General features: G+C 60.1%; 19 protein-coding genes and 2 tRNA genes. 9 read left to right on the forward strand and 12 right to left on the reverse strand.

Translation table 11 applies throughout. The features are described from left to right. Positions 1-16: 16 nt before the first annotated feature. Genes NKJ40_RS07100 through NKJ40_RS07125 form a run of 6 tightly spaced genes read right to left on the reverse strand, consistent with a single transcriptional unit; the run spans position 17 to position 5,973 of the window. Positions 17-883 (reverse strand): RDD family protein, encoded by an 867-nt coding sequence (locus NKJ40_RS07100; protein ID WP_352465479.1) that lies wholly within the window; start codon positions 881-883, stop codon positions 17-19. Next, positions 870-1,901 carry a stage II sporulation protein M gene (locus NKJ40_RS07105; RefSeq protein ID WP_352465480.1) on the reverse strand — a complete coding sequence of 344 codons (1,032 nt, stop codon included), beginning with the start codon at positions 1,899-1,901 and terminating at the stop codon, positions 870-872. The genes NKJ40_RS07100 and NKJ40_RS07105 overlap by 14 nt, the downstream gene beginning before the upstream one ends. After that, complete coding sequence (locus NKJ40_RS07110; protein WP_352465481.1) at positions 1,898-3,205, reverse strand: DUF58 domain-containing protein; 1,308 nt, start codon at positions 3,203-3,205, stop codon at positions 1,898-1,900. Before NKJ40_RS07110 ends, NKJ40_RS07105 begins: the two co-directional genes overlap by 4 nt. Beyond that, the gene (locus NKJ40_RS07115) at positions 3,202-4,158 is read right to left on the reverse strand and encodes an AAA family ATPase (protein WP_292661489.1); all 957 of its coding nucleotides are present in this window, start codon (positions 4,156-4,158) and stop codon (positions 3,202-3,204) included. Before NKJ40_RS07115 ends, NKJ40_RS07110 begins: the two co-directional genes overlap by 4 nt. Beyond that, the gene (locus tag NKJ40_RS07120) at positions 4,145-5,344 is read right to left on the reverse strand and encodes a DUF4350 domain-containing protein (RefSeq protein WP_352465482.1); all 1,200 of its coding nucleotides are present in this window, start codon (positions 5,342-5,344) and stop codon (positions 4,145-4,147) included. The genes NKJ40_RS07115 and NKJ40_RS07120 overlap by 14 nt, the downstream gene beginning before the upstream one ends. Next, positions 5,341-5,973, reverse strand: a complete 633-nt coding sequence (locus tag NKJ40_RS07125) for a DUF4129 domain-containing protein (protein ID WP_352465483.1) — start codon at positions 5,971-5,973, stop codon at positions 5,341-5,343. Before NKJ40_RS07125 ends, NKJ40_RS07120 begins: the two co-directional genes overlap by 4 nt. A gap of 142 nt (positions 5,974-6,115) precedes the next feature. On the opposite strand from NKJ40_RS07125, the gene NKJ40_RS07130 reads away from it, so the two are divergent. Next, positions 6,116-6,880, forward strand: a complete 765-nt coding sequence (locus tag NKJ40_RS07130; RefSeq protein WP_352465484.1) for a hypothetical protein — start codon at positions 6,116-6,118, stop codon at positions 6,878-6,880. 62 nt (positions 6,881-6,942) lie between these two features. On the opposite strand, the gene NKJ40_RS07135 is transcribed toward NKJ40_RS07130, so the two are convergent. Genes NKJ40_RS07135 through NKJ40_RS07145 form a run of 3 tightly spaced genes read right to left on the reverse strand, consistent with a single transcriptional unit; the run spans position 6,943 to position 9,676 of the window. Next, positions 6,943-7,719: an N-formylglutamate amidohydrolase gene (locus NKJ40_RS07135; protein WP_352465485.1), complete on the reverse strand. Its 777-nt coding sequence runs from the start codon at positions 7,717-7,719 to the stop codon at positions 6,943-6,945. Next, positions 7,719-9,032 (reverse strand): type I glutamate--ammonia ligase, encoded by a 1,314-nt coding sequence (locus tag NKJ40_RS07140; protein WP_352465486.1) that lies wholly within the window; start codon positions 9,030-9,032, stop codon positions 7,719-7,721. The genes NKJ40_RS07135 and NKJ40_RS07140 overlap by 1 nt, the downstream gene beginning before the upstream one ends. Next, the gene (locus tag NKJ40_RS07145; protein WP_352465487.1) at positions 9,029-9,676 is read right to left on the reverse strand and encodes a cysteine hydrolase family protein; all 648 of its coding nucleotides are present in this window, start codon (positions 9,674-9,676) and stop codon (positions 9,029-9,031) included. The genes NKJ40_RS07140 and NKJ40_RS07145 overlap by 4 nt, the downstream gene beginning before the upstream one ends. 150 nt (positions 9,677-9,826) lie before the next feature. Between NKJ40_RS07145 and NKJ40_RS07150 the strand changes: the two genes are divergently transcribed. The 6 genes from NKJ40_RS07150 to NKJ40_RS07175 all read left to right on the forward strand — a co-directional run bounded on the left by NKJ40_RS07150 (position 9,827) and on the right by NKJ40_RS07175 (position 15,677). Beyond that, complete coding sequence (locus NKJ40_RS07150; RefSeq protein ID WP_352465488.1) at positions 9,827-10,549, forward strand: helix-turn-helix transcriptional regulator; 723 nt, start codon at positions 9,827-9,829, stop codon at positions 10,547-10,549. An 83-nt stretch (positions 10,550-10,632) separates the two neighbouring features. Next, positions 10,633-11,289 (forward strand): acyl-homoserine-lactone synthase, encoded by a 657-nt coding sequence (locus tag NKJ40_RS07155; protein WP_352465489.1) that lies wholly within the window; start codon positions 10,633-10,635, stop codon positions 11,287-11,289. Between the two features lie 362 nt (positions 11,290-11,651). After that, on the forward strand, positions 11,652-12,284 hold the full coding sequence (locus tag NKJ40_RS07160; RefSeq protein WP_352465490.1) for a hypothetical protein: 633 nt from the start codon (positions 11,652-11,654) through the stop codon (positions 12,282-12,284). Positions 12,285-12,301: 17 nt separating this feature from the next. Further along, the gene (locus NKJ40_RS07165; RefSeq protein WP_352465491.1) at positions 12,302-13,768 is read left to right on the forward strand and encodes a DUF2272 domain-containing protein; all 1,467 of its coding nucleotides are present in this window, start codon (positions 12,302-12,304) and stop codon (positions 13,766-13,768) included. 110 nt (positions 13,769-13,878) lie between these two features. Next, the gene (locus NKJ40_RS07170) at positions 13,879-14,421 is read left to right on the forward strand and encodes a hypothetical protein (protein WP_352465492.1); all 543 of its coding nucleotides are present in this window, start codon (positions 13,879-13,881) and stop codon (positions 14,419-14,421) included. Beyond that, positions 14,418-15,677 (forward strand): hypothetical protein, encoded by a 1,260-nt coding sequence (locus NKJ40_RS07175; RefSeq protein ID WP_352465493.1) that lies wholly within the window; start codon positions 14,418-14,420, stop codon positions 15,675-15,677. The genes NKJ40_RS07170 and NKJ40_RS07175 overlap by 4 nt, the downstream gene beginning before the upstream one ends. A gap of 418 nt (positions 15,678-16,095) precedes the next feature. Here NKJ40_RS07175 and NKJ40_RS07180 read toward each other — a convergent pair. Beyond that, positions 16,096-16,169 (reverse strand) — tRNA-Gln (locus tag NKJ40_RS07180). Positions 16,170-16,617: 448 nt separating this feature from the next. On the opposite strand from NKJ40_RS07180, the gene NKJ40_RS07185 reads away from it, so the two are divergent. After that, a complete protein-coding gene (locus NKJ40_RS07185; RefSeq protein ID WP_352465494.1) occupies positions 16,618-17,049 on the forward strand; it encodes a YybH family protein in 432 nt (143 codons plus the stop codon). 446 nt (positions 17,050-17,495) lie between these two features. Further along, positions 17,496-18,548, forward strand: a complete 1,053-nt coding sequence (locus tag NKJ40_RS07190) for a DUF4062 domain-containing protein (protein ID WP_352465495.1) — start codon at positions 17,496-17,498, stop codon at positions 18,546-18,548. 149 nt (positions 18,549-18,697) lie between these two features. Here the strand turns inward: NKJ40_RS07190 and NKJ40_RS07195 are convergent. After that, positions 18,698-18,771: transfer RNA gene (locus tag NKJ40_RS07195), tRNA-Gln, on the reverse strand. A 110-nt stretch (positions 18,772-18,881) separates the two neighbouring features. Further along, a complete protein-coding gene (locus NKJ40_RS07200) occupies positions 18,882-19,814 on the reverse strand; it encodes a lysylphosphatidylglycerol synthase domain-containing protein (RefSeq protein WP_352465496.1) in 933 nt (310 codons plus the stop codon). Between the last annotated feature and the right edge of the window lie 467 nt (positions 19,815-20,281).

Raw genomic sequence — 20,281 nt, forward strand, 5'->3', positions numbered from 1 at the left:
GCCTTGTGGAGCGTTGTTACCGCGCATGCTTGTCGGCCCTGCGGTTGCCCAGCAGCAGCTTGCGTTCGAGATGCGCCCGTAGCTCGCCGTAGTAAGCCGTCAGGAATGCGCGTGCGTCATGGGCTTGGGGTGCTGCGCCGATCTTGCGTGCGATCGTTTCGGCAACCGTCCGCAGGGCGAAATAGTCGTCGCGGCGCAGCACCTCCTCCAGCTTGTGGAGTTCGGCAATCCCGTAGGCATCGAGTTGGTCGTGGCTGAACCGGAAGGCGCCGGCCGCCGGATCCTGCCGTGCCGACAGGTCTTCAAGCAAGGCGCGCTTCGGCGCCTCGACCACCCAGGTTCCCGCCAACAGGTCGCCGATCCGCATGCGGTCTCGATTGAACAGCGGGAACAAGGCAAACAGCAGCGTCCACACCAGTCCGAACACCGTCGTCAGCGTGTCGGCAAGGTCGGTCCCGCTGCGTCCAACGATGATCGACAGCGGCAGGAACACCTCGATCTCGCGCATCAGGTTGCGGGCGATCACCTGGTCGATCGACAGGCCGTCTCCGCTGCGCGACGCGACCCGGATGCCGACGATCCGCTTGCCGGGCGTAGCCGCGCGCCGGCCCGCTTCGAAGACGATGAAGTAGGCGTTGCGCAGAAAGAAGATCAGGATGATCCAGACGACGAAGAGCGGCTGAAATCCCTCGCTGCCAAGGCCTCCCACCCCGAATAGCGCGACGATCGTGATCACGATTGCAGCCACGGCGATGAACACGATGTCGAGCAGGAAGGCGGAGGCCCGCGTGCCGGCGTCGGCCAACTTTATCCGGAGATCGACGCCTTCGGGCGTGATCAGCGGCCGTATAGCCGCGAAGGCGGCGCGTTTAACGATCGCCATGCCGCACCGCCCGGAACAGGTAGAAATAACCGATCCACAGCACCAGCATGCCACCGCCAATGCCGTAGCGCGTGACGTCGCTGGTGATGGTCTGCCTGCCAATGCCCTCGAGCAGCCCGGCAAACAGCAGCATGACCGAGACCCCGACCATGGCGTTCGCGGCGATGCGTCCGGCGCGAGCCGCTGCCGCCATGCGTGTCAATTCGCCGGGAAAGGCGATGCTGGTGCCGATGCGCATGCCCGCCGCGCCGGCCAAAGAGATTGCGAACAATTCGGTGGTGCCGTGGATGGCCAGCCAGCCGCCGAGCTCCATGCCAAGCCCCTTGGACCAATAGACTTGGAACAACGCCCCGATCATGCAGCCGTTGTACAGCATCAGCAGCACCGTCGGCACCGCGAAGGCGAAGCCAAGGGCGAAGGCCAGGATTGCGACCTGGACGTTGTGCGTGAACAGATAGGCGGCAAAGCCCGAGAGAAAGCCATTGTCGCCATCATAAAGCATGCCTCGCAGCAGTTCGGCCGAGGTGTCGGGGCCGCGGCCTCCTGCCAGGCCGGGCGGGATGATCGCGTCGAACCAGCTCTTGTCGGATGCCACCAGCCAGGCGCCTGCACCAATGCCGATCACCATCAGCGCAACCGAAACCAATGTCTCGCGCCACAGGTCGCGAATGGCTTCGGGCCAGTCATGCAGGAAGAAATCGGCGAGGCGCTGCCGCAGCCCGCGGCGTGCGCCATAGAGATAGAAATAACCGCGCAGCGACAGGGCTTCGAGATAGGCGACCAGCGCGTTGTCGAGCGAGGTCGCCCGTGCCACGGAAAGGGAAGACAGCGCCGATCGATAGAGCAGCGGCAGCGACAGCAGCTCCTCTTCGGAAAGCGTCCGCGGCGCACGCTTCTCGACACGCGCCAGCAGCGCCTCGAATGTCTTCCAGTCGGCCTCGCGCTCGCGGCGGAAGCTGGCCAACGACTGGCGTACCCCGTCGCCGCGCACCGCATTGCCGCGTACCGGCGCCGTCACAGCAAATCCTCCTGCTTGAACTGCAGATAGCGCTCGACCAGCGCCGGACCGAGCCGGTTGTGGTCGGCTTCGATCACATGCGCCCCGAGCAGGCGCAGCCGGCCGATGACGACCTGCCTTTCGCGCAAGAGACCTCCGGCGACGACCGCGCGGGCAACATCCTCGCCGGAGCGTGGCGGCAGGTCGGCCAGGCCCTCCAGTTCGGTGTCCTTCATCATCATGAACAGCACGAGATGCCGTTCGGTGAGCCGGCCCACGGTGCGCAGCATCAATTCCGCACTGATCGGATCGACGAAATCGGTGAAGATGATGACCAGCGAGCGGCGGTCGAGCCGCGCCGCCAGCGTCGTCAATGCCAGCGTGAAATTGGTCTCCTCGCTGGAGTAGTCGATCTCGGCGGCTCGTTTCTGGATCATCGCAAAGCTGGCGGGGCCGCGCACCGCGCCGCTCGAAACGCGCGGCCTTGCATCGAAGCCGAACAAGCTGACCATGTCACCGCCCTTCAGCGCGATGAATGCCGACAGCAAGGCGGCCGTCACCGCCCGGTCCACCTTCGGCACACCGTCAACCGGTTCGCACATCAGGCGTCCGCTGTCGATGGCCAGCGCGATGTTGTTGTTCTCCTCGATGCGGAACTCGCGCGCCAACAGCTTGCCGTGGCGGGCGCTGCGCTTCCAGTCGATCATCCGCCGGCCCATGCCCGGCTGGTAATCCTTGAGCGCGTCGAACTCGCGGCCTTGACCGGCGCGGCGCTGCGCATGGCCTTCGGCAAGCGCCGCATGTTGCAGCAGCGTGATCGCCTCGCCGCGAGCGCTGCTGACGTCGGGCAGCACCGCAACCTTGCTTTCCACCGGCAGGACGACCTGGTTCCAGACCAGCCCGAATGGCCCGCGCCAGCGCACCCAGAGACGGTCGAAGCTGGCGACGCCGCGCCGCAGCGCCTGGAAGCGGAGGAAGAGCGACCCGCCTCCGGCGGTTGGCAGCAAGGCGCCGCCGCTGCTGTCCACCGGCGCCAGACGCCCATCGTGGCCGACGCGAGCCTCCGCGGCGCGCGGCCCCGAGTGACGGGCGGTGATTTGCACGCCGAATTCCCCACCAACACCGACCTGCTGCGGCGCATCGATGCTGGCACTCAGCGATGCCCGTCCGCGTCCGGCCGCGGCATCCACCGCCAGGAAGGCAAGCAGCAGGCAACTCCACAGCAATCCCAGATACCAGAACGACGGCAATGCCAGCGCGACCAGGAAGGCCGGGACCGCGCCGGCCGCAGCTGCCCATACCGCTCGGCCGCTGGGATAGATCAACGTGGTGCTTCCGTCTGGTCGACCAGGTCGGAGACGATCTGCTCGACCAGCCGGCCATCGATCTGTGCCGCAGGCGAAAGGATGACGCGATGGCGCAGCGCCGGCACTGCCAGCGCCTTGACGTCGTCGGGGATCACATAGGCGCGTCCGTCTAGCGCCGCCCGGGCACGCGCCGCTCGCGCCAGCATGGCGCCCGCGCGCGGGCTGGCCCCCACTTCCAGATCGGCATTTTCGCGCGTAGCCCGAACCAGCGCCGCTATGTAGCCGACGACATCGTCGACGAGGGTGACGGAGCCGACGGTTGCGAGTGCCTCCTGCAGCGTCTCGCGGTCCGTCTGTGCCTCGATGCCATATTGCGCGATGTCGTGCGAGGCGGAGCCGCCGCCGTGATGGACGATGATGGCTCGTTCTTCCTCGGGGCCGGGATAGCTGACGCGGTGCTTGAACAGGAAGCGGTCGAGCTGCGCCTCCGGCAGCGGATAAACACCTTGGTGCTCGATCGGATTCTGGGTCGCGACGACCATGAAATTGCGGCCGAGCGAATGCGTGGTGCCGTCGAACGTGACCGCATGTTCCTGCATCGCCTCGAGCAATGCGGCTTGCGTCTTGGGCGGCGTGCGGTTGATTTCGTCGGCAAGCAGGAGATCGCAGAAGATCGGGCCTCGCGTCAGCGTGAACTGCCCGGTCTGGAAATTATAGATGTTCGAGCCGACGATATCGCCCGGCATCAGGTCCGGCGTGAACTGGATGCGCCCGTAGGCGATCCCAAGCGCCTGGGCGAAGCAGCGTGCGGTCATCGTCTTGGCGGTGCCGGGAGGACCTTCGAGCAGGATATGCCCGCCTGCAAACAAGGCGGTCAGCATCAGGTCGACCGTATCGTGCTGCCCGGTGATCGCCTTGGCCACTTCTTCCCTGATTCGTGTCGCCAGGGCCTTCACATCATCGACGTTCACCGAGCCTCCTTGCCGTCCAGTCGTGCAGCCGCTCTGCTGCCTGTTGCATCTGCGTCAGGTTCTTCGCCTCGCCGGCGGCTTGCGAACGCGTCGTGAATCCGCCAGCTTGCTCCTTATCGCGAGAGTCGAGCCAGTGGTCGAGCGCTTTGCCTTGCAACCCTTGCGGTGCCCCGAGCAGCGCGCCGGCGCGCACCCGCATCAAGGCCGCATAGCGGCCTCCCAGCTCGTCCAGCCGGCCGGCACGCCGCATGAGCATCGCCGTGGTATCGACCAGCGCACGCTTGCCGAAGGCAATCGCGCGCTGGTCGGCACGCGGCGGGCCGAACCGGCCAAGGCCATGCAGGAACGCCAGCGCCGCGGCGACCAGGATCGTCAGTGTCAGCGCCAGAAACGGCGGCTCGACCAGAAGCTTGGCCAGATCATACTTTCGCCCCGCGCCGTGCAGCGTCAGATCGAACATGACCGGCCCGTCGTCCGGCTGGAGCAAGGCGATCAGCGCGAGCGCGGCTGCTGCCTTTTCGGGATCCTTGAGGGCGGCGTTGTTGATCAGGTCGGGGTCAGTCAGGATATAGAACGGCTTGTCGTCTAGCTCGGTAAGCACAGCCTTGTCATTGCCGGCTGCAATGAGAGGGTACTTGTCGGCCACCCACTGCAATTCTTCGGGTGCGGCAACCATGTTGCCTTCGATGTCGAGTTGCTTTGCCGTGCTCTGGCCGACACCGATCTTTGCATCGGCAATGCGGCCAAGCCATTCGTTCACCACCGAATCGGGCAATCGCCCGAATTTCATGTTCCAGCCTTCATGCTCCTGCAGCGGCAGGATCTGCCATTTGGGCAGCACGAAGAGCGTGTTCTGGTCCCGGCGAAGGTTGAGGATGTGGTCGAGCGCTCCCGGATCGCTATCGGGCGAAATGGTGACGATCAGCAGCATGTCGGTGCCGAGATCGTCCTCGGTCCGCGCCATGGCCGGCGTCTCGCCGGTGAGCCGCAGCCATTCCGCCAGGCCGGCGTAGCCGACGCCGCTTTTCGACAGCGGCGTGGCGCCACCATTGCCGGGCTGCCGGAAGTCGGGAGCATAGGTGGACAGCAGAAAGAAACCGGCTGCCGCAAGCAGGCTGGCGAAAATTCCCCAAAACAGTGTCTTTCGATTGAACGGCTCCTGCGCCTCGACCGCCGGTGCGCTCACGTCCAGGCATCCCGGAACGCGAAACGTTCATAGGCGCCGCGTGCTTGCCGCCAGCCTTCCGCGCCGACCGGCCGGCGCGCGAACAGCGCCGCCTCGACAATGCGGGCGATCTCGGTAAACGCATGGCGTGCCCTTCCCGGCAGGGAAGGGGCATTGGCGATGTCGCGCGCGGTGAGCGACGGGCGCAGAAAGTCCGGCAGCCGGCCGGCAATATCGGCGACGCTGCGCCGAAGCAAAAGGTGAACCGCCTCGTCATAGTCGCCGCGTGCGGCCAGCGCATCCGCTTGCGACAGCAGGATCTGCGCGGCGCCGGCGTCTGGGCGCCAGGTTTCTTCGTCTTCGACTTCGGGCCGAGCGCGCTGCCATGGCAGCCGCCAGGCGATGCCTTTCACCTCGAGGAAGACCAAAAGCAGGATGATTGCGACGCCCGATATCACTGCCCCCCAGAACAGATAGATCATGTAGGGGCCGAGCCACGACAAAAAATCCTGCAGCGGCTTCAACCACTCGGGCGGCTTCGGCGGCACATAGTCCGGCAGGTCGAACTGGACCGACTCATCGGCGATCAGCTGCTTGTGCAGATTGGTCAGCCGTTCGGCTTCCGCTGTGCCTGGCTGTGCCAACGCCACCCGCTCCCCTGCAACCTGTGGTTCCCAGCCGACACTGACAATGCAGCGGAACAATTGCAAGTGGGCTGGACGGCGACCGTCAATCTTGGCAGATTTACAGCCGGGGCCGCCAGCCATGCGGCGGTGAGGCAGGGGAAGCATCATGACGTCAGTGACACTGGAACGGCCGAACAAATTTCGCATCGGCAGGGTTTTCAACGACAGCTTCGCTGTCATCAGCCGCAATCCAGTGCTTTGCCTCGGATTGGCAATGCTGTTCTCAGGCTTGCCTACGCTCCTTTACCAGCTTTGGATTTGGAAATGGGCGACCAACGTCGAGGCTGGCGTTCCGGAGTTCTCAGCCCAACGAATCATTGCCACGATCGTTGCCGTGTTGGTTTCGATGACACTGTCGGCAATCCTGCAGGCGGCGCTGGTGCGTGCGGCGATCGAGGATCTGAACGGCAAGCGAACATTGATTGGCGATTGCCTCAAGACGGCAATCTCCCTCCTGCTGCCGGTGATAGGCATCGCGCTGCTGGTGAGCCTCGGCGCCGCCGCCGGCGCGATGCTTCTGCTCGTTCCTGGCATCATATTGTGGCTTCGTTGGTCTGTCGCGGTGCCTGTTTTGGTTCAGGAAAGACTGGGGGTCTTCGGCAGCATGAAACGCAGCCGGGAACTTACCAAAGGAAGCCGCTGGGCTCTGTTCGGATTCTGGATTGTTCTGTTCATAGCTGTGGTGCTGATCCAGGCCGTGCTTAGCCGTGCGATCATGGTCTTTGGCATAACCACTGGCATATTTCTTGGCGCCTTGGTGACAGCGATCGTATCCATTGTGACGTCGATCGCCACGGCGGTCAGCTATGTCGAGCTGCGTCAGGTCAAGGAAGGCACCAGCGTCGAAGAACTGTCGCAAATCTTCTCCTGAGGACGGTGGAGGCTTTTCGCCGACGGCTCGGCTCTCGCGTTGCGCTACTGAGCCGAGCTTGTTCACAAAGCCTTTGTCTGCGCCGGCAGCGCGGCCGCCAGGCGGTTCGCCCATCCCTCGATGCCGGAGCGGCTCGCCAGCAGGTCCTGCCGGATTTCGATGAGGACCGCGGCAATGCCGCGATCGTCGCCATGGACCGGTATGGCGTAGTCGCCGTCGCGGCTGATCACGTAGGGCTCGTTTGCCGCGGCGTTGACCGCACTGTCGGCACGCAGGCCGGCAAGCACTGCCTGGCCGAAATCGATTGCCCGATCGTAAAGCACGCCGGCATGCCAGGGCCTGCCGACACCGAGGAAGACCGGCGTGAAGGAGTGGATCGTCGCGATCCGCGTCGGTCTGCCCTGCTTCGCCCGGTCGTCGAGATGGGCGGCCACGCGGTCATGAAACGGCGTGAACATGATTTCGGCACGCCGGCTTCGCTCCTCCGGATCGAGGCCGACATTGCCAGGAATGCCGGTGTCCTCCGACACCACCGGAATGCTGCCGCTGGAACCCAGCGGCCGGTTTAGATCGATCAAAAGCCGCGAATAGGAGCTGAGGAAGGCCGGAGCATCGAGCAGCTTCGACAGAGCGCGGGTCACTTCGGCGGCGCCGATATCCCAGGCGATGTGGCGCTGCAAATGGCTGCCGTCTAGACCGAGCCGTGCATATTCGGCCGGGATGTGATTGGACGCGTGCTCGCATATCAGAACGATATCGGAACGCCCCGTTTCGTTGATTGCGTCGACCGCGGGTGGCCAACCCTGAGGTAGGATGGCGTTGGCAAGCGGCTCAGCCATCAATACAGCGTCCGGTAGAGGTCGCAGACAGCCACTGGGTCCAGACCGGCGAGGCGCTCGGTCTCATGCCGCTTAAGGCCGACAAAAGTCTCGACGAACACCGGCGCGAACCATCCTGTCACGGTCTTGTCGGCGACGAGCGCGTCGAGTGCCGCCGGCAGCGTTTCCGGCAGCCGCACGAGGCCAAGCTTCTTGCGCTCGGCAACGCTCATCAGCGTCGGGTCGCCCGAGACAAGCGGCGGCGCCGGCAGCTTGGCCTTCAGCCCTTCCAGCCCGGCGCGCACGATCGCCGCCAGCGACAAATAGGGATTGCCGGTGGCGTCGGCTGCCCGGTATTCGATATTGTACTGCCGCGCCGGATCGCGCCCGCCGATCGTCACCGTCGGGCAGATGCGCAGGCTCGCCTCGCGGTCGCGATCGGCAAGCCAGGTGTAGGACGAGCTCCACCTATGCGGCTTCAGCCGGTAGTAGGACGACACACTCGCCGCCGTCATGGCGGTAATCGCGGGCAGGTGGCGCAGCACGCCGGCGCAGAAGGAAGCAGCCTGGCTGGAAAGGCCGCCGGGCTGGGCCGGATCGTAGGTCGCCGGCTGGCCGGCGTCGTCGACGAAACTGAAATGGATATGGACGCCGTTGCCGACGGCATCCGGCGCGATCTTCGGCGCGAAGCTCGCCCGCCAGCCGGCGCATCGCGCGATTTCGCGCGTGATCTCGCGGATGGCGACGGCGCGATCGGCCGCGGCAAGCGCATCGGCCGGCTCGCACGTCACCTCGAACTGGTCGGTGCCGAATTCGGCGATCACCACTTCGGGCGCGACGCCGGCTTCCGCCAGGGCCGTCATCAGATTGGCGGCAAACGGGTCGGCGCGGCGCAGTGCTGCCAACGACATCGAATGAGCCGGCCCGAAGTCGCCCTCGATATGGAATTCATGCTCGAACGCCGCGATGACGGAAAGTCCGGCCGCCGCCTTCAACTCAGTAAGCGCATCCTTGAGCATGGTCCGCGTGCAGCCGACCCACGGGCTGCCGTCGAGTTCGACGATGTTGGCGGCGACCATGTCGAAGGGCGTCGCCGATCCGGTCAGCGCCGTGCGGAACCGCGCGTTGAGATCGGGAACGAGCCGCACATCGCCGGACGAACCCCAGGGATTGGGATCGACGATCGAGTTGAACGGCGTCAGCGACAGATTGGCCTGCAGCCAGCCGACGCCGGTCGCGGCGATCTTCTGCAGCCTGCTTTCGACGACGGAGCGGCCGCGCGTGATCGCCGAAAGATCGGTGGTGACGACGGCAACCAGCGGTTCGACGGTCATGCAGCTTTTCCCAAGGCTTCGAAACGGGCAGTAACGATGGCGGTATCTGCGACCCAGCAATAGCCGCCGAAAGCCTCGAGCGCGCCGTCATGGCGCTCCCGCGTGGCCGCGGCGCAGGCATCCGATACGCAGGTGACGAGATAGCCGCGATCGGCGGCATCGCGCACCGCCATGTCGACGCACTGGTCGGTCATGATGCCGGCGACGATGAGGTAACGCACGCCGAGGTTTTTCAGGACATAATCGATGTTGGTCGAGTTGAAGACGCCCGACGATGTCTTCGGCAGCATGATCTCGTCGCCGACCGGCGCCAGCGACGGCACCGGCAGGCCCTCGGGCCGGCTCGGCGCGATGTGGATCGGCGTCAGCTTGTGGTCGAGCGAGCGGTCGCGGCCGTCCTCGGTCAGGCTTTGGATGATGGTGTGGACCACCTCGACGCCGTTGGTCCGCGCCGCCGCCAGCAGGCGCTCCTGGTTGGGGATCGTTTGCGACGCCGTCTGCCGGTAGAAATAGTGGTCGGGACCGCGCTCCGGATGCGCCGGATCGGCCCCGGGTTCCAGCCAGACGCGCTGCATGTCGACCAGCAGCAGCGCGGTTTCGCCGGCCCGGAACGGCTCGTTTCGTTTTGGCAGTGCTCGCGTCATGCTTGGGGGCCTGCTTCGCTGATCAAGTCTGGCTGATTTAGCTGATTTTGGTTCAGGCGTCCTGCGTCGCGGACGCACTTATTGGGATATTCGAAGTCACTAATTTAAGGTAAGCTTTGTTTTCGGGCGTGGAGACGGGGGGTCTCTGTCATGATCGATTCAGACGTGTTCGACTTTGTCGAACGCTGCAGGAAGCACACAGCTACCGGGCCGCTGCTGGGCGACCTGCTCGAAACCGTGCGAAATCTCGGCTTCGAGCACCTGATCCTGAGCGGGGTGCCGCTCGGTGGCCAGAAGCTTGCACCCATGGTTGAACTGAATGGCTGGCCGGCCGGCTGGTTCGACCGCTATGTCGAGGCCGAGCATGCCGCGGCTGATGGTGTTTGCATCTATTCGGCAAAGACTTTGAAGCCATTCCTCTGGTCCGAAGTCCCGGCAAAGTGGTCGGATACGGAGGGCTCACGACGCGTCGCCGGCGAGGCGACGGAGTTTGGCATCTGGAGCGGCTTCGCCGTGCCGATGCTCAGCGTTCATCATTGGCAATCCGTGCTGTCGTTTGCGTCTTCCATGAAGTCCTGCACCCTGTCGCCGCGCCATCAGGTGCAACTGGTGACCATGGCGGTCTACGCCGGCATGTCGATCCAGGCGTTGTCGAATGACAATGACGATGATGAAGGCCTGCTGACCGACCGCGAAAAAGAAGTGCTCTTGTGGGCCGCGGCCGGCAAGACCTCATCGGAAACCTCGCAGATCCTCGGCCTTACCGAGCGTACGGTCAAATGGCACTCAACGCGCGCTCGCGAGGCTTTTGGCGTCGCAACGACCACGCAAGCGGTCGTCGAGGCGGTGCGCCGGCGTCTGATCCATCCCTAAATGCGTCAACTGTCCCATCGGACAGGTGACGTATATTAGCGCGACTGCGAGTATCCCTGCGAGAACGATCGGGGGATCGCGCCATGATAACGGCCCACGTAGTCAACGCGCATAACAAGCATCTCTACGAAAATGAATTCGACGAGTTTCTGCGCCGCCGGCACGACTTCTTCGTGCACCAGAAACATTGGCGCCCTCCGAGCCCGGACGGTCGCGAGCTGGACCAATTCGATACCGACGCGGCGACTTACCTGCTTGGTATTGAAGATGGTCGCGTGGTGACCTCGGCTCGATTGATCCCAACGAGCGAGCCGCATATGGTCTCGGAGGTTTTTTCTCACATGTGCGAAAGATCGGGCGTCCCGAGGCGCCCCGACTGGGCCGAATGGACCCGCACATTCGTCGTTCCCGACAAACGAACTGCCGGACTGAGGGGCACGCTGACGCAGCTGTGCTGCGCGGTGATGGAATACGCTCTCGACGAAGGCCTCAGCGCCGTCGGCGGCATCCAGGAAACCTACTTCATGCCCCACCATGGCGCGCTGAAGTGGCGTGCCGAGCCGATGGGCATGGCCAGGGAAGAAAACGGCGAATGGTACATCGTCGCCTATATCGAAGTGAACGAGGCGGCGCTGGCGAGCGTGCGGAAGATACTGGGGATTGGGCATTCCTTGCTGGTTCGGCTTGGAACTCAGCCTCCATTTCTCCGGTCGCCCAAGAAGCGCTTGGAGGTCGCTTGACGTACCTTCTGTCGGGACCGCGAGCAGGAAACGAAACCGACCCAAAAGGGCACGGTAGGCCGCGGCGCAGCGTCTTATAGGGGAGCGCATTCTTTATGCTACCGAAAGTTCTCCTTGGGGCGATCCGGGTTCTGGCTGCCAAGGATTCTCTTGTTTTGGCGGATTCAATATCGGCATTGCTTTTGTCTTGCGTTGCGCTTGCATCATGTACGTCACTCTCCGAAGGGCCAGACAGACTTTACAGTTACAACGCAGAGGTCTCGACCATTAGGGCGCAAATTGGCGCGCCTGATTTTCATAGGTATCTTAGCCTAGCGAGTGGGGAACGTCGAATTTATCGAAACGACTACATCCTAACTAGAATGTATGCGATCGACCTTGCCTACACGAAATACGAGACGTCGCTTACCACGAACGAACAATCGTCCGACCTCGTAGCTGCGGCAACCAACATAGCCCTGACCACTACGTCGAGCCTGATCTCCCCTGTCTCAACCAAGAACATTTTGTCAGGCGTTGCCTCTGCACTTTCGGGCACCAAGGCAGTCTACAACGAGAAGGTTTTGTTGAGAAATTCGATTCAATTGCTGCAAACTCAGATGCGAGCTAATAGGGAAATGGTTGCAAGTCGCCTGATTCAACGATTGGGCCAAGATGACATCAACTACCCTCTGCCATTGGCGCTGTCGGATCTAGAAGAATACTATCGGGCAGGAACAATTACTGCAGCGATGCTAAAAGCGCAAAGCGTCGTTAGTGACAACGAGCTGATCGCAGAGCAAGTAAAGCAGAGTGTTATTGTATACAATCTTGGGAGGGGGTCTGGTCAAATCGCATTGCGAAACGCCCTGACCGTTGGGGGGAAGCTAGACCCAGTTCTCTATAGGAAGATCCAAGCGAAGCTAGCCTCCGATCAAAGCGTCGAAACGTTGATTTCAGACCCAAAGCTTGGTGCGACCGCAGATAGGATCGCTCGGGAATTAGGGTACATCTAACCGACCGGGAGTTGCGTATGAAGCCGCCAATTGTAATCCCTAGTTTGACTGCAGCAGAAGCCGAGCAGCTTAAGCTCATATTCCAAGTGAGTGCGAACGTTACCGTTCAGGCTGACGGCTCGGGAACGTTTACCCTGATAGCTGTATATTCTCAAGAATCCGGCGCCGGACTGCCGCCGAGCAATCCGAATACGGTCACTGCCACACCGCCAGTGCAGGCCGAGCCCCTCTCTAGCGTTGTACCGGCTGCCTCTTCTCCTACACCTGCATTTGTGGATGAGCTGGTAAGGCAATGCGTGGCCGAATGGGAATACTTCGGCGGCCAGGTTTACGACGAAAATGGCGCTGCAGTGTCCGTGGGTCACAAAGAACAAGAGGTCGGTTACGCTGCGAGGATTGGTGTCTACTGGAAGGAAGGAACGTCAACTCAGGGAGTCGACGGAACTAGCGCAGGATGGCCGTGGTCTGCGGCATTCATATCCTGGGTTGTGAAACAAGCCGGCGCGAGCGATCGTTTCCGTTACTCGACGAAGCACTCTGTGTACATTTCGCAGGCTATAAGAGACCGAATTTCAAACAGGGTGGAGGCCGGCTACTGGTGCGAGCGGCTGAACGAGTATCAGCCCACCATCGGCGACATCGTGTGCTGGGGTCGGGAGCCAGATGTGGACTACGATCATCAGAAAGAGGGCGCGTATGATGGTCATTGCGACGTTGTGGTTGATGTCACGCCTGAGTCGGTTTGGATCATTGGAGGAAATATCGGGAACTCTGTGACGAAACGCCCGATCCGGCGCAGCCCAAACGGCTATCTCCTCCCTATCGTCGTGAACGGCGAGAACCTATTCGGCATCATGCGCTGTCGTATCGGACAACCTCAGGTTCTTCCAACGCGTCGAACAGTCGCCTCTCCGCCGCCGGCAGTTAGCTCAACATCCCATCTCCCGGCGCCCCTAACTTCTGCGTCGCTAATGCCCAACCAGCCGATTGCATGGGGAAAGATCTTAGAACCAGCACTTAAGTCCAGCGTCATCGCACTTGCGATTGATCTTGGGTGCGACCCGAGTCACTTAAGCTCCTGTATGGCATTTGAAACCGGCGAGACATTCGACCCAAGAAAGCAAAACCCGACGAGCAAAGCAACTGGCCTGATACAGTTCATGCCACAGACGGCAACATCGCTCGGTACTTCCATTGAAGCGCTACTTGCTATGACCGCGGTTCAACAAATGCATTACGTCTCAAAGTATTTCTCACCGTATAAGAACAGATTCAAGACGATGTCCGACGTATATATGGCAATACTATGGCCGAAGGCCGTCGGAGTTGCAGATGCGACCATAATTTTTTCAAAAGGGACAATATATTATGAACAAAACGCAGGGTTAGATGTGAATTCCGACGGAGTTGTCACAAAGGGAGAGGCTGTTTCCATGGTTCAAGCGAGGTTAGATAAGGGCCTTCGTGTCGGTTACATAGGGTGAAGGTTTCGGAGGTAACTGTGAAATTACTGTCTGTCGATAAAAAGCCGAATAGGTCTCGGAACCGGGGGCAGCATGTACCATCGGCTCGCTTCTGGTACTTAGGAAATTTTGTGCGCGCATCGATAGCGGTGTCGACATGCTTATTGGGTAGTGTAACCGAAATAAGCGCCGCCGACGTCTGTCTCCCCAATCACATATCAGGCACTGCTGCTGGCAAATTAGAAATCACTCAATTTGCAGCTGTCAGAAACCTTGGACGGCGCAACTGTCCGCAGCAAAGCGACTACCTTGGAGGCGAGTTTTCGCTGCCACTGAATGCTCCGCTATTTGTTTGGTTCAGACTGGAAGGGGACCTGTCTTACCTGGATACGGCAGCCGCCAAAGCCCAGTTCAAAGTGCAGCTGTGGCGAGAAGGTGATGACTCGTCGAGCAATGGCTTCTTAAGGATCGACAGCGATCGTCTCAATATTTCCACAGTGAAATCAGAAGCTGAAGGCAATACTCCGAACAATTTTGACTGGCGATTTCATGTCCAGTTCCTAACAAGAATGCGTCCTGGTTTATACACGCTGGTTTTATCGCAAGGAGATCGACTAATATGTCTATCATCAGGTCCGCCCTGTTCTGTCGCGTTTAGAGTGGCGACAGAATGAGCACGTACGTCGACCTTAGTGAAAGTGACAGTGAACGGGCTGCAAGTGAAATCAGCAACCTTTCCAAGGAAAGTCGAACCATCGTTCTAAACGCAGCGAATGACGTCCGAATTCTAATTTCATATATCTCTAGACGCCATGGGGATAAGATACTCGAATTAACAGAACATTTGGACACCGCGGTATCTGATAATTTAATAGCAGGAAAATTCGATCGCGCGGATGAAATAAAGCTTTGGAATCAGCTCGCCCATCTCTCCGCAGTGGCGGCGCCAGCGACGCCAGAGTCAATCAGGGAAAGTCGATACTACAAAGTAATATTCGGAGAATTCGGCAGACGATCTAAATCCACTCTTTTAGTATGGATACGTGTTGCCGCGGTAGTGCTTTTTGTAATCACGTTTATGCTTGGCGCATATGTTCAACTTACCAATGATGCATTAGATAATCTGGTCGTTGCGACCACCGAAAGAGACAAGGTAATACGAGGTGAGTACGACGGTACTCGCCTTGCAGGTATGACAAAGACAGGCACGCCAACCAGTGCGGAAGAAACCAATTCGCCCGCCGCTACACATCCCGACTCGCCCGTCATGGCACATCCCAACTCGTCCACCGCGTTAAATCCCAGTCCCAACTCCCCTGACGAGGATTTCGTCCGAAATGTCGAAGACAGCCCATCGAACCGAGATGGACCGGATTCAGTGGCTCTCAAAGCAGCCAAGCTTGGCATTCAGCAGGAGATCCAAGGCGCATATGCACTTCTAAGTCCGATCTTCTGGGCAACTGGTCAGAATATTTCTGAAGGTACAATTGACGGAGCTGATGGAGAAACATACACGGTTTATAACTCTATGGTGATATCTGTTCAAAAGAGTATAAATAAATTCATACTTGATTACTTTATTCCAATGATCGCGTCCTTTTTGGGAGTTGCTGTTTTCATTATACGGGACACGACGATGCGCCTCGAGAGTGTGTCATTGTCTCCGATGGCCGAGGACGGCTATTGGCCAAGAATAATTCTCGGTCTAATCGCTGGCCTCACTATTGGCTGGCTAACTCCATCAGTCGAGCAACTCTCCACAATAGCAACTCACGATGGGACAACCGTTCTAACGACTGGTGTTTCAAACACGTTTGCTACCCTATCTAAGACCGCTCTTGCGTTTGTGGTGGGTTACTCGATTGAGGTCTTGTTCAACATACTTGATGCTATCAAGGCGGCGTTAGGAGTTCGCGATGAAGATCGTTAGCTGCGCGTAGTGACCAGGGGGATTATGTCCTCCGAAAGTTGTCTCAGCGGCGATCTGAACGAGGACCCAAGAAAAGAGGACTGGCATCTGCAGCGGTCGCCGTTCTCAAAGTTGCGACTGATCATCTAGTATGCTGCAAAAGCATTCGACGCTCCGGTGGGCGGATTTCATGCCGCGGCGTCCAGCCAGCACCTAACCGGCAACAGGCCCAGATCAATCGTTATTGCATCGACCACCGCATCGCATTTTCCATGGGCGTTAGTCGCGTAACGCCAGCAGAGACTGAGGCGAGAAGTCCGGGCAGAGAGGCGCAAACACGGGCTCTGTACGACGTTTGTGATGCGAAATAATGACCTAGTATTTTGAAATAACGAGGATATTGCGACGCCATGAGAGCTTCGAAAAAGAGCCGGGTGGTTGGCTGGGGAACCTGGATTCGAACCAGGACTAACGGAGTCAGAGTCCGTGGGTCTACCGTTAACCTATTCCCCAGCAGGCGCGGCTGTTGAAAACCGCGCGGGCAGGGCGGCGATGTCGCCGCGCGTGCCTCGTAGGATTACGGTGACAGTGCACTATTTTCTTTTCGCCGCCTGCCTCGTTTTCCGGGTTTCACGGCTTTGCCGATTTGCCCGGCGATGCTCCGTCCACGGGTGCATCGATAACCGCGACATCGGCGACGCGGCAATACTCGATGAGCAATTCTTGTCGAACACATAGTCTTCGGACGTGAAAACACTTTGGCTCGCCCGCACGGTGCTGGGGATGCGGCAGACCGGGAACGCCGGCAAGGTGCACCATGCGGCGGGGGCGACATTGAAAAAGTGCACTCACACCGTAATTCTGATCTATACTCCGGACACCAGCCCAAACGCTACGGCAAGGCGAAGGGCGGATGAAGCGCTTGATAGAGCTCTCTTTTTAGTCACGTGGCGATGTTAAGATGTTAGCCTCCGACCTAACGAAATTTATCGAGCAGGATCATCTGGCTCTGGATGCCTTCGTAAAGGGCGATCCTGAGCCGTTAAAAAACCTCTACTCGCGACAGGACGACGTCATTATTGCCAATCCCTTTGGCCCGCCGGCGAAGGGATGGAGAAAGGCCGCTGAGATCATGGAACGGGCCGCCACCAATTACCGGCACGGCAAGGCCATCGGCTTTGAGCGCATCTCGGAGTATGCGACAGCCGATTTGGGATACATCATCGAGGTCGAGCGGTTCCAATCCAAGGTCGGCGGTGGCAACAAACTGGTGCCGATTGCGCTTCGGGTCACCACCATATTCCGGCGCGAGGAAGGCGCGTGGAGGATCGTCCTTCGTCATGCCGATCCGATAACCTCGGCACGCCCGCCGACGTCCATTGTCGGGGAGTAGAAGGGTTGCCGGAGAGGTTTTAGGAATTGCGGTGACAGTGCACTAATTTCTTTTCGTCGCCTGCCTCGTTTTCCGGGGCTTACCGCTTTGCCGATTTGCCCGGCGATACTCTCGGCCCACGGGTGTATCGAAAAACCGCGACATCGGCGACGCGGCGATATTCTATGAGCAGTTCTTGTGGAACACATAGTCTTCGGACGTGAAAACACTTTGGCTCGCCCGTACGGTGCTGGGGGATGCGGCAGACCGGGAACGCGGTGAGGTGCACCATGAGGCGGGGGCGACATGGTAAAAAGTGCACTGTCACCGTATTTCCTACCTGGTATTCATCGCCGATCTAGTGATGCGGTTGCCGTATCCGGATGAATTCGATTTTCATCGGCACGATTTAGCTGGTCGTATCAGGGCAAAGGCTTGCCTGGTTGCAAGGGAATACCGGAGGCAAAATGTCTTTCAATGCCACAACTTTGAAGGTTCTGATCGCATCGCCTTCCGACCTGACCGAGGAACGCGATGCCGCAGAAGCAGCGATTCACGATTGGAACGCTTTGAACGCTGAGGCCCAGGGTATAGTGCTGTTGCCCGTGCGTTGGGAGACGCACGTTTTTCCGCAGGCAGGTAACAGGCCACAAGCCAGCATCAATGCCCAGATCGTCGACGGTGCCGATACGCTGGTCGGCCTGTTCTGGACGAGAATTGGCAGCAACACGGGTGTCGCAATATCCGGAACGGTGGAGGAGATTGACAGGTTTGTCGCCACAGGACGGCCTTCGATGATTTACTTCTCCCAACGCCCGGTAAATCCCGCGACGATCAACGTGACTCAGCTCGCGTCCCTGAAGGATTTCCAGGCCCAAACGTATGGCAAAGCGCTCACTGGAGAGTTCCAAAGCCCCACGGAATTTCGGCACCTTTTGTTTCGACATTTGACTGGTTTGGTTCGCACCGTGACAGCGAAGCATACGCGCCCATCGGCAAGGCTGACGCGACAGCGGGAGGTCACTGAAATGATGATTTCGCTGAAGACGGCAGGCATTACGCCCGCTGAAGCTGATGAGTTCCGAAACAGCATTATGGGGATGACGCGCACCAAGGCGCAAACCACTGACCCAGTAGCTCCAAACGAAAAGGGACCGAATGGCCATCCCATCGGCTACACGGCTGACGGGGATAAGGTGGAGTGGATTCCCGACGACGAGAACGAGGGTGGGGTCTGGCCAATGATCTTACGACGGAATGATTCCGCCATCTTGGCTGCCTACAACGAGTTTTGGGACAAGGTTTGGTGGAACAGACACCAAAATCTGCTCTACCGCATAAGGCAGGGGGAAGATGTGACAATCCCTGAGTCAGGTTATAAGGCGGCCCGTCGCATTGAACGAAAATACGGCAAGAAGAATCTCGGCTGGGCCGATTTTGAGTGGGGGCTGTTGAGCGGCCGGATGTCCGCTCTGTCATGGGTAATGGGCTCGGAATGGGAAGAATCCCTCGATACGTGAAAAGGTTGGCTTGGCAGGTTAATTAGGTCTGCTAATCAGCAGTGCCCGCAACGCGTGCTAAACGCCGGGGTTCCCCTCGGCCTTTCCACACCGATTCTCCGGGGCTTTCGGCCGAGCCGCTTGTCTCGCACTCACGCGCTTGCGGAAGATGGCTGGGGAACCTGGATTCGAACCAGGACTAACGGAGTCAGAGTCCGTGGGTCTACCGTTAACCTATTCCCCAGCAGGCGCTTGTCGCGCAGGGTGGGCCGCCAGGCAGCCGCGCGGCCCTTGTAGCCGCCGCCGGAAAATAGTCAACCCTGTGTCTGGGTTCAATCGTCGGCTTCCGGCGCTTCAACTCTCGCTGCGGCTATATTGCGAGTGCTCGAAGAACAGCACCACGCCGAGCGCGATCAGCAGCGGGATGATCAGGTAGAACAGCCGGAATACCAGCAGCGCCGCCAGCACGCCGACCTGGTCCATATGCGACAAGCCGGCGAGGAACACCACCTCGAACACGCCGAGCCCGCCTGGCGCATGCGAGATCTGCGCGATCGAGAACGACACCAAGAAGACGCCGAGCACGATGAAATAGCCGGGATTGCCGGTGGCGGGCAGGGCGAAGAAGATGATCGCCGCCGCCGCCAGCAGCTCGATCGGGCCGACCAGCAATTGCCGCGCCACGATCGGCAGCGCCGGATAATGCAGCTGAAAGCTGCCGATCCTCAGCGGCCTCAGATGCAGCCAACTGCCGAATATATAGGCCGCCACCACGAGCAGCATGGCGAGCCCTCCCGCCTGCGCCAGCCGGTGATGCGGTATGCCGGAAAACCGGTCGATCACCTCGGGCTCGAGCAGCAGGACGATGCCCGAGACGAACAGCGTCGACAGCACGAAGGTGATCCAGCAGATCGCCACCAGAATGCCGACGTCCTGGCCGGTCAGGCCCCTGGTGCCGTAGGCGCGGTAGCGGATCACCGCACCGGAAAACACCGAGCCGCCGATATTGTGCGACAGCGCGTAGGTGGTGAACGAGCAGAAGGTGACGAACAGCCACGAGACTTTCTTGCCGATGTGCAGCAGCGCGATGTGGTCGTAGCCGGCGAGCGAGGCATAGGCGATGACCGAACTCAGCGCCGCCAGCACCCAGCCGCGCGCCGGGATGGCGATTATGCCGGCCCAGACATCGTCGAGCGAGATGCCGCGCAATTCGTGCAGCAGCAGCCACAGCGAGAACACCACAGCGGCGATGCCGATGACGGGCCAAAAATAGCGCCTCCAGTTCATGGCATGACGATCATGCGTTGCAGCCCGTACCCGTTTTCGCAGCAGGCAAACCGCCCGCGGTCCCGAATGATTTACCCTCCATTTCAGAAATGCCTCATTGAAGCCGGCTATTCAACCGGGAAGGCACGTTGTGGCGCTCGCGCCTTCCCTTCTCCCCTTGTGGGAGAAGGTGGATCGGCGCGCAGCGCCGAGCCGGATAAAGGGTGCCGGAAGGAACTCAGCTCGAAAAAATAAAATGATTTGAAGGGGTTACATCTTCAATGCCGCGATCCGTCCAGCACCCCTCATCCGACCGAGCTTCGCTCGGCCACCTTCTCCCACAAGGGGAGAAGGGGTCACCGACGTCGCCGCCTTCACGCCGCCGGCAAAATTCGCTGCGGGCACTCTTGGTGATCCGGCCCGGCGCTGATAGTCTGGCGGCAACTTGAACATGTAAAAGCGCCTGCTGCGTCCGATCTCGGTTCGCG

Origin of the sequence: Mesorhizobium sp. M0119 (assembly GCF_040322615.1) — a bacterium.
GTDB lineage: Bacteria > Pseudomonadota > Alphaproteobacteria > Rhizobiales > Rhizobiaceae > Mesorhizobium.